At 64.1% G+C, this 12,728-nt stretch carries 12 protein-coding genes, 1 pseudogene and 1 riboswitch; of the genes and pseudogenes, 4 read left to right on the top strand and 9 right to left on the bottom strand.

The features are described 5' to 3' along the window. Positions 1-240: 240 nt before the first annotated feature. Complete coding sequence (gene bamC / locus VG320_RS27305) at positions 241-1,506, top strand: outer membrane protein assembly factor BamC (protein ID WP_327203188.1); 1,266 nt, start codon at positions 241-243, stop codon at positions 1,504-1,506. 94 nt (positions 1,507-1,600) lie between these two features. Here bamC and VG320_RS27300 read toward each other — a convergent pair whose 3' ends face one another. From VG320_RS27300 to VG320_RS27280, 5 genes are all read right to left on the bottom strand, one after another. Beyond that, complete coding sequence (locus VG320_RS27300) at positions 1,601-3,202, bottom strand: L-lactate permease (protein ID WP_327203187.1); 1,602 nt, start codon at positions 3,200-3,202, stop codon at positions 1,601-1,603. Between the two features lie 291 nt (positions 3,203-3,493). Further along, complete coding sequence (locus VG320_RS27295) at positions 3,494-4,072, bottom strand: hypothetical protein (RefSeq protein ID WP_327203186.1); 579 nt, start codon at positions 4,070-4,072, stop codon at positions 3,494-3,496. A 189-nt stretch (positions 4,073-4,261) separates the two neighbouring features. Further along, on the bottom strand, positions 4,262-4,429 hold the full coding sequence (locus tag VG320_RS27290) for a glycine zipper 2TM domain-containing protein (RefSeq protein ID WP_327203208.1): 168 nt from the start codon (positions 4,427-4,429) through the stop codon (positions 4,262-4,264). A gap of 282 nt (positions 4,430-4,711) precedes the next feature. Beyond that, positions 4,712-6,643 carry a phosphomethylpyrimidine synthase ThiC gene (gene thiC / locus VG320_RS27285; protein WP_327203185.1) on the bottom strand — a complete coding sequence of 644 codons (1,932 nt, stop codon included), beginning with the start codon at positions 6,641-6,643 and terminating at the stop codon, positions 4,712-4,714. Positions 6,644-6,741: 98 nt separating this feature from the next. Further along, positions 6,742-6,881, bottom strand: a riboswitch (TPP riboswitch). 180 nt (positions 6,882-7,061) lie between these two features. Then, positions 7,062-7,469, bottom strand: a complete 408-nt coding sequence (locus tag VG320_RS27280) for a GreA/GreB family elongation factor (protein WP_327203184.1) — start codon at positions 7,467-7,469, stop codon at positions 7,062-7,064. Between the two features lie 644 nt (positions 7,470-8,113). On the opposite strand from VG320_RS27280, the gene VG320_RS27275 reads away from it, so the two are divergent. Continuing rightward, positions 8,114-9,109 carry an EamA family transporter gene (locus tag VG320_RS27275; protein ID WP_327203183.1) on the top strand — a complete coding sequence of 332 codons (996 nt, stop codon included), beginning with the start codon at positions 8,114-8,116 and terminating at the stop codon, positions 9,107-9,109. Positions 9,110-9,252: 143 nt separating this feature from the next. On the opposite strand, the gene VG320_RS27270 is transcribed toward VG320_RS27275, so the two are convergent. Next, complete coding sequence (locus VG320_RS27270; protein ID WP_103704056.1) at positions 9,253-9,390, bottom strand: entericidin A/B family lipoprotein; 138 nt, start codon at positions 9,388-9,390, stop codon at positions 9,253-9,255. Positions 9,391-9,580: 190 nt separating this feature from the next. On the opposite strand from VG320_RS27270, the gene VG320_RS27265 reads away from it, so the two are divergent. Then, on the top strand, positions 9,581-9,742 hold the full coding sequence (locus VG320_RS27265) for a DUF1328 family protein (protein WP_103704055.1): 162 nt from the start codon (positions 9,581-9,583) through the stop codon (positions 9,740-9,742). 48 nt (positions 9,743-9,790) lie between these two features. After that, positions 9,791-10,327, top strand: coding sequence for a ferritin-like domain-containing protein (locus VG320_RS27260; RefSeq protein ID WP_327203182.1), 537 nt, complete (start codon positions 9,791-9,793; stop codon positions 10,325-10,327). 24 nt (positions 10,328-10,351) lie between these two features. Here VG320_RS27260 and VG320_RS27255 read toward each other — a convergent pair whose 3' ends face one another. The 3 genes and pseudogenes from VG320_RS27255 to VG320_RS27245 form a co-directional block, all read right to left on the bottom strand. Continuing rightward, on the bottom strand, positions 10,352-11,566 hold the full coding sequence (locus tag VG320_RS27255) for an MFS transporter (RefSeq protein WP_327203181.1): 1,215 nt from the start codon (positions 11,564-11,566) through the stop codon (positions 10,352-10,354). A 145-nt stretch (positions 11,567-11,711) separates the two neighbouring features. Next, positions 11,712-12,539: a phosphodiesterase gene (locus VG320_RS27250; protein ID WP_327203180.1), complete on the bottom strand. Its 828-nt coding sequence runs from the start codon at positions 12,537-12,539 to the stop codon at positions 11,712-11,714. A gap of 43 nt (positions 12,540-12,582) precedes the next feature. After that, a pseudogene (locus VG320_RS27245) lies at positions 12,583-12,728 on the bottom strand (ABC transporter ATP-binding protein); the annotation flags it as partial.

Raw genomic sequence — 12,728 nt, 5'->3', positions numbered from 1 at the left:
ATCAGATGTAAGCAGGTTGGAGAGAGTTTTTGGAATGTTGATGAAGGTTACGGAATGGGTGGTGAACTGCGTTTTGCATGCCTTCGGAAACGGTCGTACGCGCCTGCTCCTTACTTCGGCAACAGTCGGAAATGCGTCGGCTTAAGCCTGTTTTTGCACAGCGTGCCATCTCGCCGGTAAAATGGCTGGTTGATCCACGCACACACTGGCCGTGGCCGTAGCCGAAGGGATTACCCGAACATGAGTGATTTTCATCAACGTCTTGCCGCGCGCGCATTCGCGCTCCTGATGGCAGGCGGGCTGGTCGCCGGCTGCAGTTCGCCGACGCCGGGCAAGATCGATTACCGTAGCGATGCAAAGGCGAAGCAGTCGTCGCTGGCCGTTCCGCCGAACATGCTCGACGAAACCGCCGACCAGCGCTCGCTGCCCCCGCAGGGCGGCGAAACCTCGCTGTCCGCGCTCAAGCAGGTGCAGTCCACTGCGCCCGCCGCCGACGAAAACAGCGAAGTGCTGCCGCAGGTGCCGGGTATGCATATCCAGCGTGACGGCACGGAAAGCTGGCTCGTCATCGACAGCCGCACGCCCGCCGACGTCTGGGCGCAGGTGCGCCGCTTCTGGCAGGAGCAGGGCTTCCTGCTGGTGGTCGATCAGCGCGACAAGGGCCTGATGGAAACGGACTGGAACGAAACCCATCCGAAGATCAACGACGGTCTGATCCGTAACTCGCTCTCGTGGGCCACGGGCAACTCCTACGTCACGGCGGAGCGCAACAAGTACCGCACGCGTCTGGAAACGTCGCCCACCGGCGGCACCTATGTGTTCATCAGCCAGAAGGGCCTGAGCGAACAGCTCTCCGGCAACAACAACGAAACCAGCAAGTGGGTGCCCAAGCCCAACGATCCGGCGCTCGAACAGGAATACCTCAAGCGCCTGATGGTTACGCTCGCGCGCGCCAAGCCCGGTGTGCCGGACGCACAGGTCGCAGCAGAAGCCGACGCCAAGGCCAACGCCAAAACGGCCACTGGCGCGAACGGCGCTCCGTCGAAGGCCGATCCGGCTGCCGCCGCGATCGCCGCACAGAACGCCGCAGCGGTGGGTCAAAGCGCGGCGGCGACGGGTTCTGCGAAGAGCGCAACGACGGGTAACGTCCCCGGCGGTCAATACACCTCGACCGAGCTGACGCTGGGCGAGCCGTATGACCGCGCATGGCTGCGCGTGGGTCTCGCGCTCGATCGCGCCAACTTCACGGTGGACGATCGCGATCGCTCGAAGGGCATCTACTACGTGCGCTACGTCGATCCGCAGGACATGACCTCGGCCGAGCAAGGCTTCTGGAACCAGATTTTCCATGGCCGCAAGGAAAAGGTCGCGAAGCAGTACAAGCTCAACGTGCGTGCCGTGACCGAGAATCAGACCCGCGTCTCGGTGCTGGACGACAGCGGCCAGGTCGATTCGTCGCGTCCCGCGCGCGAAATCATGGGCCTTGTGGTTGAAGAGCTGCACTAAGTGGCACCGAGCCTGCGCTAACGCCCTGGGCGTTGCCCATAAAAAACCCGCCTTGCGCAAGCAGGCGGGTTTTTTCGTTATGAAGCCAGCGCGCTCAATGCGGTGGAATCATCCACGTAAAGACGTTCTGTTGCAGCCACACCAGAATGCCAAGCAGCACCGTCATCAGGATCGAGTGCTTGAAGGTGCGTGCGAATACATGACCTTCCTGGCCCTTGAGTTCGGTGGTCGCGACGCCCGTGGCGATGTTCTGCGGCGAGATCATCTTGCCCATCACACCGCCCGACGAATTGGTCGCGGCCATCAGCACCGGGTTGAGGTTGAGCTGCTGCGCGGCCACCACCTGCAGATTGCCGAATAGCGCATTGCCCGAAGTATCGCTGCCCGACAGGAACACGGCGACCCAGCCCAGGAACGCCGACACCAGCGGAAACAACGCGCCTACCGACGCCACGCCCAGGCCCAGCGTATAGGTGAGCCCGGAGTAGTTCATCAGGAAGGCGAGGCCGACGATGGTCGCCACGGTCAGGATGGCGATGCGTGTCTGTACCCAGGTATCCACGATAGCGCCGCCGAAGTCGGCGGGTTTCAGGCGCACCACGAAGGCCGTGATGATGGCCGCGACCAGGATCGCCGTGCCGGTCGCGAGCGGCTGGAAGTCCCACACCGCGCCATAGGGCGTCTTGTAGAGCGTGATGAACACGGCCTTGTTCAGACCGGGCCACGGCACCTTGACGTCGCCGATCGCAAAGACTTTGGCGACGGTCCAGATGATCACGACCGCTGCGACGATGATCCACGGATACCAGCCCTGCGCGCCCGTCACGCTGCCGCGGACTTCCTTGGCGCGATCGACGCGGATTTCGAAGCGCGTATCGGGAGCGGGCTTCCAGACGCGCAGGAACAGGATCGTGAGGATCAGCGACACGAGCGACGACAGCACGTCGGTCAGACTGTAGTTGACGTAGTTCGAGGTGACGAACTGCGTAACCGCGAAGCTGCCGCCCGAGACCAGCAGCACCGGCCAGATGCGCAGCATGCCGCCCACGCCCGCGTAGATGGCGATCACATAGAAGGGCAGCAGCAGCGCGAAGAACGGCAACTGCCGGCCGACCATCTGGCCGAGCACATCGGCGGGCAGGTGCGTGACCGCGCCGAGAACCGTGATCGGTACGCCCAGCGCGCCGAACGCCACCGGCGCCGTGTTGAAGATCAGCGTGAAGGTGAGCGCTTCGAGTGTCGGAAAGCCCAGCATGATGAGTAGCGAACTCGTGATGGCGATCGGCGTGCCGAAGCCGGAAATCCCTTCGAACAGGGCGCCGAATGAAAAACCCACCACGACCAGCACGATGCGCCGGTCGTTCGGCAGATTGTCGAGCAGCCACATGCGAAACGCCGCGAAGCGTCCCGATCTCAGCGCGATGTTGTAGAGCAGGATGGCCGTGACGACGATCCACATGACCGGCCAGAGCGCGAACACCACGCCGTTGAGCACCGCACTCACCGCCAGGTTGACCGGGAACTGCCAACCCGCGATGGCGACGATCAGGCCCACGACGAGCCCGGCGAGCGAAGCCTGCCACGCGGGCCGGCGCGCCCAGCCCAGCATGAGCAGCACCACGACAATCGGCAAAACGGCGACAAGAAACGACAGGAGCAGCGAATTGCCGATGGGAGTCAACAGCTGATGGAACATGACGTCTCCTTTCTGCTGGTTCGTATCGGCGCGCGCATGGGCGAAGGCGCAAGGCGCAGGCGCGCGCGGCATGCCGTGTACGGCGTCGGCGATGCAGACGGTAAAGCGAACGTCCGGGCGAAAAACAAGGCAGGCAACGCGCTGGCCGGTGGGACGCAGCGCGCAGAGGAGGGCTTATTCAGTAAGGCAGTGTTTCAATCCCCGATGCCCACTTGCAGGATAGAAAATGGTGCGCAAGCGTCAAGGAGGGAAAGTACGGTCGTGCGGCGATCGATGGAGGTTTTCGTTCGCCTAGTGCCAGTGGCCGCCGCCGCCGTGACCCCAACCGCCGCCATGGCCCCAGCCACCCCAGCCACCGTGACCCCAGTAGCCGCCGTGCCCCCAGTATCCGCCGCCCCAGTAGCCCACGCTGAACGAGACGGCCGGTGCGCCCCAGCCCCATCCGCCATAACCGTAGTAGGCGGGATACGAGTGGTACCCGGGCCAGTTGTAGTAGGCCGGGTAAGCGGGATAAACCGGCCAGGCGGGCACCCCGACGGCAACGGGCGGGTTGGGGTAAAGCGGCCCGGGGTATTGCGTATCGGCGACGGCGGCCGGTGCGGCGTTGGTTCGCTGGATTGTCTGCGCAGTGGTCGAACCTGCAACGCCCACGGCAGTTTCCTGCTGGGTGCTGGCGGCGGGCATCGTGCCGTAGTAATACGGGTAGGGCGAGTAGCCGTAGGGCGTGTAGTAATAGCAGCCCGACAGCGCGAGTAGCGCGCCGCCTGCGCACAATGAGGCGATAGCCTTAAGCGGCGCGCGCGGAACGCGAGCGGTGGCAAGAGCAGACGCAACTGCGCGCCGGGCAAACATCGGGAACGGGGATTTCATGGCGACTCCAGGCGGATACTTCAGGCTAGCACGCCTGGCTTATCTCGCCATGGCCCGCGTGATCCGTCTATGTTGCATTTTTTTACGCGCGTCAGAACGCAAAAGCGGCGCACGCCCTCGCAGGAGCGTGCGCCGCTTATCCTCTCTGAATCCGGTATCGCCGGACGAACCGCCTGTCGTGTCGTGGTTTTACTTGCCGACCTGATTGCCGATGATGCCGCCGACCGCGGCCCCACCGACGGTCGAGAGCGCGCTGCCGCCGATCACGGCGCCCGCCGCGCCGCCCACGCCCGCGCCGATGGCGGTGTCACGGTCGCGTCTGGACATGTTGTCGCAAGCCGCCAGGCTGCCAAGCATGGTGACGAGCGTGGCAACAGTGAGGAGGGTACGGGCACGTGTGAAGGATTTCATGATCGACTCCAGCTTGTATGAGATGTGCGATGCAGAACGACCCGCATAAATCAGGCCCGATCTGCACCTCCAGTACACCCATCGTAGCCAGCCGACCCGTATCCGGGTATGTGCGCTTGTCAGCGAGTTGTCGGAGTCGTTAGAAAGTGTTTCGGCGTGCCGAAACTGGTCCACTGCGCCACACGCGTGATGTTTCATCGTGCAGCGCAGCGAAACGATGACCGACGCTTACTGACGCTGATAAATCTCCGCGCCTTGCTTGATGAACTCGACGGCCTTCACTTCCATGCCTTTTTTCAGGGCCTCGTCGTCGCTCACGCCTTGTTTGGCCGCGAACTCGCGCACGTCCTGCGTGATCTTCATCGAGCAGAAGTGCGGGCCGCACATCGAGCAGAAATGCGCGACCTTGGCCGAGTCCTTCGGCAGCGTTTCGTCGTGGAATTCGCGAGCCTTGTCCGGGTCGAGACCGATGTTGAACTGATCCTCCCACCGGAACTCGAATCGCGCCTTCGACAACGCGTTGTCACGCACCTGCGCGCCCGGGTGACCCTTGGCCAGATCGGCCGCGTGCGCCGCGAGCTTGTAAGTGATGATGCCTTCCTTCACGTCGTCCTTGTTCGGCAGGCCCAGGTGTTCCTTCGGCGTGACGTAGCAGAGCATCGCCGTACCGAACCAGCCGATCATCGCCGCGCCAATGCCCGAGGTGATGTGATCGTAGCCCGGCGCGATATCGGTCGTGAGCGGTCCGAGCGTGTAGAACGGCGCTTCGTCGCACCATTCCAGCTGCAGGTCCATGTTCTCCTTGATGAGCTGCATCGGCACGTGGCCCGGGCCTTCGATCATCACCTGCACGTCGTGCTTCCACGCGATCTGCGTGAGCTCGCCCAGCGTCTTGAGTTCGCCGAGCTGCGCTTCGTCGTTGGCATCGTAGATCGAGCCAGGACGCAGACCGTCGCCCAGCGAGAAGCTCACGTCGTATTCCTTCATGATTTCGCAGATCTCTTCGAAATGCTCATAAATGAAGGACTCCTTGTGATGGGCGAGGCACCACTTGGCCATGATCGAGCCACCGCGCGAGACGATGCCCGTCATGCGGTTCGCGGTGAGCGGCACGTATTGCAGGCGCACGCCCGCGTGGATCGTGAAGTAATCGACGCCTTGCTCGGCCTGCTCGATCAGCGTGTCGCGGAACATTTCCCACGTGAGGTCTTCAGCCTTGCCGTTGACCTTTTCGAGCGCCTGGTAGATCGGCACCGTGCCGATCGGCACCGGCGAATTGCGGATGATCCACTCGCGCGTTTCGTGAATGTGCTTGCCGGTCGAGAGATCCATGACCGTGTCGCCGCCCCAGCGGATCGCCCACGTCATCTTGTCGACTTCCTCGCCGATCGACGAGGTGACCGCCGAATTGCCGATGTTCGCGTTGATCTTCACGAGGAAGTTGCGGCCGATGATCATCGGTTCGCTTTCCGGGTGGTTGATGTTGGCGGGAATGATGGCGCGGCCGCGCGCGACTTCTTCGCGCACGAATTCCGGCGTGATTTCCTTGAGCGCGTTGGCGCCGAAGGCCGCGGCGCCAAACGCCTGGCCCGGATGCTGGCGGCCCATCATGGCGGCGAGCTTCGCGCCGTTCGGGCCGCTTTGCTTGAGGCTTTCGAGGTATTCGGCGCGGCGCTGGTTCTCGCGGATCGCGATGTATTCCATTTCGGGCGTGATGATGCCCTGACGCGCGTAGTGCATCTGCGTGACGTTTTTGCCGGTCTTGGCGCGGCGCGGCGTGCGGTGCAGGCCGGGGAAGCGCAGTTCGGCCGTGGCCGCATCGGCGGCGCGCTCGCGGCTGAATTCGGAGGAGAGACCCGGCAGCGCTTCGGTGTCGTCGCGCTTTTCGATCCACGCCTGGCGCACGGCGGGCAGGCCCGCGCGAATGTCGATTTTCGCTTCCGGATCGGTGTACGGACCCGACGTGTCGTAGACGTAGATCGGCGGATTCTTCTCGCCGCCGAAGCCCGTGGGCGTGTCCGCCTGCGTGATTTCGCGCATCGGCACGCGGATGTCGGGCTGCGAACCGGTCACGTAAATCTTGCGGGAATTGGGCAGCGGCGCGATCGCGGCTTCGTCGACGTGCGCGTTGGCGGAAATGAACTTGGGATTGGCGTTCATGCGTCTCTCTCCAGGGCGTGCAAAGTGGGAACAACGGCTTCGCAGGAGACGAGACGGAACGTGGACGGACCTCGCAATGAGGAGTGCTGCGTGTGATGCTACGAAGTCCGGACGCTTCCCTGCGCTGGCATTATCCAGATCAGGTTCAAAGGGTATTTCTCACCCGCGCGATACGCTGCCTGAACATTCGTGTGAAGAGTTCGAAGCGGCGCATAACGCAGGACCCCCGCGTAAGCAGGCCAAACGATACACCGCGCTGCGACACTCTGGCAAGTGCCTTTGTGCGCGGGTTGTGCCAAACAAAAGCGCGATTCGCGCGCGCGACCCATATAGGAGATCGCGCGATTTTTCGGTGAAAACCGGGGAGAAAAAATCGTACGCGAAGGAGAAAAAGACGCGGGCAAGCGCGCCGTTTGCGTTAGAGCGCGAAGTCGTCGGCGGCTTCGGGCTGGAACAGGATGCCGGTGATCTTGAGCGTTTCGATCTCGCCGCTGGGCGGCGTGAAGCGCACTTTGTCACCGCGTTTTGCGCCCAGCAGCGCGAGACCCGCGGGCGAAAAAACGTTCAGGCGACCAGCGTCGACGCTCGCGTTCGCGGGGTACACGACCGTCCAGGTCACGGGCTCGCCGGTGCGCTCGCTGGTGAGCGTGACCTGCGAATTCATGGTGACGACATTGGCGGCGACTTCGCGCGCATCGACGATCTCGGCGCGTTCGAGCAGTTCGTCGAGCATCAGTTGGCGGGCGGGCGCGGCGCCCGGTTCGGCGGCGCATTTTTCGAGACGAGCGAGATCGAGCTCGGTCAGATAGCGGATTTTCTTCGACATGAGGTTCTCCTTGCGATCCAGATAAAAGAGGCCAGGGGCGGCCTCAAACGGGGACGTGGGATCGGCCCGGAGCCCGACTGAACGGCTCCGGAGCAGGAGAGCGGTTCAGTGCGGACGCCGGGCTAAGGCGAGCGGATTCGGCTGGCCGGCAAGGCGTCGTGGCGTGCACGCGCGCGCCGCTACCCCGCGCATGGGGCGCGGTGGCAGTGAGGCGGGGGACGCGGGCAATGAGTACACGGCGATGTAATAAATTCGAAAGATTTTCACATCCTAGCACGGTCTCAATAAGCGCGACCGGCTTGAACCAAAGCGTCACGTTTTTTACCTGATGCGACACGTTGGCGCCCTGATTTTTCGGACCGTTGCGCGCACGCAGCGCGCCGGCGCATAAAGCACGCTCGCGGTCTCCGTAACGAATCGCCTTGTTGCATAATGCGTGGCGCCCGTCCCGGGTATTTCGGGCAGCTTGCGGACCGCTTGCATTTTCATACGCTGGCGTCTCGCGCTGCTCTGGTGCGCTCACGCTCGCGTCTCTTCTTTTTCGCCGCCTCCATCATGCCGTCGCGCTTTATTCGTCCCGTCCCTCGTCTGGCGGGGCGTTCGCGGTTCGCCCTCCGTTTCAACCTCGACCCTCTGGCGGTGCAATGAAGACGCCACCCCGTTTGCCTTCCGGTTCGTCGCTCAGCCCCTATGTGCTCGGTCTGCTGCGCACAGTCGGCGCGCTTGGCGCGCAGGCGTGGCGTTTCGCGCGCGGCGTGCGCCTGCCGCAGTCGCGCAGCGGTCGCGTGGCGCTGTCACTGGCGGTCGTCTACTTCGTCTGGGGCTCGACCTACCTCGGCGTGCACGTCGCGCTCGAGTCATTTCCGCCGCTGCTGCTTTCCGGCCTGCGCAATCTGCTGGCGGGCATCGGCCTGTTCGTGTTCGCGATGCGACGGCGTCCCGTGATGCCGACGCTCACGCAGGTGCGCAACGCCGGGGTGGTCGGCACGATGCTCGTGGGGCTGTCGAGCGGCATGCTCGCCTACGGCATGCGTACCGTTGGCACCGGCACCGCCGCGGTGATGGTCGCGACCGTGCCGCTCTTTGCGACGCTGATCGCGGCGGCGGCCGGCCGACGCATCGCGAAAGGCGAATGGGCAGCGGTCGGGCTGGGTCTGATCGGCATCGCGATCCTGAGCCACGGCGGCGGCGCGAGCGGCACGGCGGGCGGCTGTCTGGCGATTCTGGGCGGCGCGCTATTCTGGGCGATCGGCGCGCATCTGGCCGGCAGGCTCCAATTGCCGGCCGATCTGTTCATCGCGACGGCGTTGCAGATCGGGTTGGGCGGCGCGATTTCCACGCTGGTCGCGCTGGTCACAGGCGAGCGCATGGGCGTGCTGCATTTCCTGCCCTTTGTTGCCTTCGCGTATTTGATGCTGATCGGCACGATGGCGGCGTATGTCGCCTACGGTTATCTGATCCGCAATACCAGTCCGCTCGTGGCGAGTAGCTGCATGTATGTGAATCCGGTGGTCGCCGTGGCGCTGGGCGCGCTCACGCTGGGCGAACCGATTACGCAGGCGACGGTCATCGCGACCGTTTTGATCCTTGGAAGTGTTGGTTTGTCGTTCGTGTTTGACGACAGAAAGCGCGCGTCCTGATCAATGGAATTAGTTCGGATCGCGAAATAATTTCGGGCCGCATTTCAAGCTCTATCTAGCGAAATGCCACGCAAACAGGCGCCGCCCGAAAGGGCGGCGCCGCATGCGAAAACCACGTCAGCCGGGTCGCTTACTTAGGTCGCTTACTTAGCCTGTTCGGCGGAGTTCGTGATGGCGTGACCGCCCGCGGACATATCCTGACCAGCGCCCGCGACAGTGTTGCAGGCGGCCAGAGCCGCGGCCGACGCGGCAACGAGAAGCAAGGCAATCAGGCGTTTCATAGGGTTTTCTCCACCGATTAAAAGGAAAACCCTCTACAGCACGTGGCGTGCCTGCCCTCGCCAAAACCCCGCCAGATTTCTCAAGTCCTCTTCAGGACCACCTCTTGCGCTACGCATGGCGCAGACGAAAAAGCGCAGACACGCTTCATTACGCGTCGTTTGTGCAACCCCCCACAAGGAGGATTACGCCATGCTTCATTACGCCATCGTGTTTTTCGTGATCGCCCTCATTGCCGCCGTGTTCGGCTTTACCGGGATCGCCGCAGGGGCGGCGGAAATCGCGAAGATCCTTTTCTATCTCTTCCTTGTGGTGTTCGTCGTCACCTTGCTGCTAGGCGTTTTGCGCGGCTAGCCGCGCACGCCCAACTATTCCCATCCCCACAGTCCGAAGGAGAGTCAGATGTCCAAGTCACACGCTGCGTTTGAGTTCGACCTGAAGCGCGTGCGCGAGGAAGCGCGCCGCAATCTGGATCAGGGTTCCGTCACACCGAGCTACAGCGCCAACCGCGAAACCGTGCTCAAGCTGCTTAACGATTCGCTCGCTACCGAACTGGTCTGCGTCCTGCGCTACAAGCGGCATTACTTCATGGCGAAGGGCATCGAATCGGAGGCGGTGGCGACGGAATTCCTCGAACACGCCAACGAGGAACAACAGCACGCGGACATGCTCGCCGCGCGCATCGTGCAACTGGGCGGCGAGCCGGATTTCGCGCCCCAGCACCTGAGCGAACGCTCGCATTCGGAATACAAGGAGGGCAAGGATCTGAAAGACATGATCCGCGAAAACCTCATCGCCGAACGCATTGCGATCGAGAGTTATCGCGCGATCATTCAGTATCTGGGCGATAACGACACCACCACGCGACGCATCTTCGAAGAGATTCTCGCGGTGGAGGAAGAGCACGCCGACGATATGACCGATTTGCTCGAACGTTGATGCAGTCGTCCCGAGTCGCGCGGATCAGAGCGCCTGCGCGCTCGCGTCCAGACGCTCGCGCGTGGCGAAGTGAATCCACGCCGCGAGCGCGCTGAAACACAGCCCCGCCACACATACGCCGATCCAGCCGAACGCGTGCCAGGTGGCCGCGCCCACGGCCGATCCGGTCGCGCCGCCGATGAAGTAGCACACCATGAACACGGTATTCACGCGGCTGCGCGCTTCGGGGCGCAGCGCGTAGATACGCGACTGGTTCGAGATCTGCGCGGCCTGCACGCCCACGTCGAGCACCACCACGCCAATCACGAGGCCGATCGGGCTCTTGCCCGAGAACGCAAAAATCACGAACGCGAGTGCGATCAGCGCAATCGACAACGTGATGACCGCGCGCGGCCCGCGCTTGTCGGCGGAGCGGCCAGCCCACGGCGCTGCCAGCGCACCCGCCGCGCCAACGATGCCAAACAGTCCCGCCACCTGAGGACCGAGATGGAACGGCTCGCCCGCGAGCAGCAGCGTGAGCACCGGCCAGAACAGGCTGAACGCGGCGAACAGACATGCGCCGGTCGCCGACGCTTCGCGCAAGCCGCGCAATTCCACCGCCAGATGCCACATCGAGCCGAGCAGCTTGCCGTAGCCGAGCGTCGAGGTCGGCTGGCTCTTCGGCAGCTTCTTGATGATGACGACCGCGAGCGCTAGCAGCGCGACAATCGACGCGCCGAATACCGCACGCCAGCCGAAGTACTGACCCACGAAGCCCGCCGCCGTCCGCGCGAGCAGGATACCGAGCAGCAGCCCGCTCATCACGGTGCCGACCGCATGGCCGCGCGCTTCGGGCGGCGCGAGTTCGGCGGAAAACGGCACGGCTTGCTGGGCAATAGTCGACAGAATGCCGATGGCCAGACTCGCGCCGATCAGCACGGGCAGGGAGGGCGCAAAGGTGGCGGCGAGCAGCGCGATGCACAGCAGGCCGATCTGCATGAGGATGATGCGGCGGCGGTCGAAGCGGTCGCCGAGCGGCGCGAGCAGCAGCATGCCCGCGGCGTAGCCGAGCTGGGTCGAGGCGGGCACCGCGCCAATCCACGCCGCGCCGTCCGGGAAGGTCTTGCGGAAATCGTCGAGCAGCGGCTGGTTGTAGTAGATGTTCGCGACCGAGATGCCCGCGATGGTCGCGAGCAGAAGCAACAGGCCGCGCAGCGACTGGCTGTCGCCAGTGGATGCGGAATCGGGTGTGGTGGACATGGGCACGAGGGCACGAGCGCGGGCGAGGCCCGCCGGGACGGAAAACGGCCCGGGCTGGCGTTGGCCGGTCCGGGCGTGCCGATCATACCGGAGCGCGTGCGATCGTGCTGGCGGCGCTCCGGCGCCCGACTCCGGGCCTGGATCGTCAGGCGATCAGTTCGCCCGACGGCTCGTGGAACGGATAAGGACCGTCGGCGTCGTCGACATAGGCGTGATGGGTCACGATGCCGCGCGCCGGGTCGTAATGGTGCAGCGCGAACGCGGGTGGTTCCAGCGTGAAGGTCGACGGCGCGTGCGGTGCGAGATCGAGCGTGACCTGATGCGCGGGCGCTGGCACGGCGCTCGCGATGGTGCCGCCGAAGCGCACGAAGATCGGCCGGTGCACATGGCCGCACAGCACGCGCTCGACGTTTGGATGACGCGCGATTAGCGCTTCGAGCGCGCGCGCGGCGGTGTCGTCCAGCCGTATCGCGTCCATATGGGCGATGCCGCAATCGAAGGGCGGATGATGGAGCGCGACGATTACGGGCCGGCCGCACGCCGCCTCCAGTTGCTGGTCGAGCCATTCGAGCCGCACGGCGCACAGCGTGCCCGCGCTCTGGCCCGGCGTCATCGAATCGAGCGCGATCAGGCGCAGCGGCCCGAGATCGGCAGCGTACTGCACGAATTCGCCGCCCGATTTGAGTTCGGCGCGCTCGGGAAAGACTTCACGCAGGCCCTCGCGGCCGTCGTGGTTGCCGATCAGCAGCCAGTACGGGATTTCCAGCGGCGCGAGCAGCGTTTTGAGGTGGTGGTATTCGTCGGCGTGGCCGCGATCGACCAGATCGCCGGTGACGATCACGGCGTCGGGGCGCGGCGAGAGCGCATTCAGGCGCGCGACGGTGCGCACGAGACGCGCCGCCGTATCGACGCGCCGATACGCCAGCGCGCCCAGTTCCTTGATGTGCAGATCGCTGATTTGCGCGAGCAGCATGGGTGGCCTCGGTTATCTGGGTGAGTGGTTTTAATTGTAAAAATTACGCGAGCGCGATAAGCGCTTCCGGCGGGACTGCAATGCCGACCTGGGTGCCGCGCGCCAGCTCGATGCGGCCGGCGACATCGACGAACAACGCATCGGGCGCCGCGCCGCCGATGGTGAGCCGCGTGCGTTCGCCGAGGAAGG

Source organism: Paraburkholderia sp. (genome assembly GCF_035948235.1).
Classification (GTDB): domain Bacteria; phylum Pseudomonadota; class Gammaproteobacteria; order Burkholderiales; family Burkholderiaceae; genus Paraburkholderia.
Note: the sequence above shows the minus strand (reverse complement) of the source record. Positions and strands in the feature narration are given on the sequence as shown.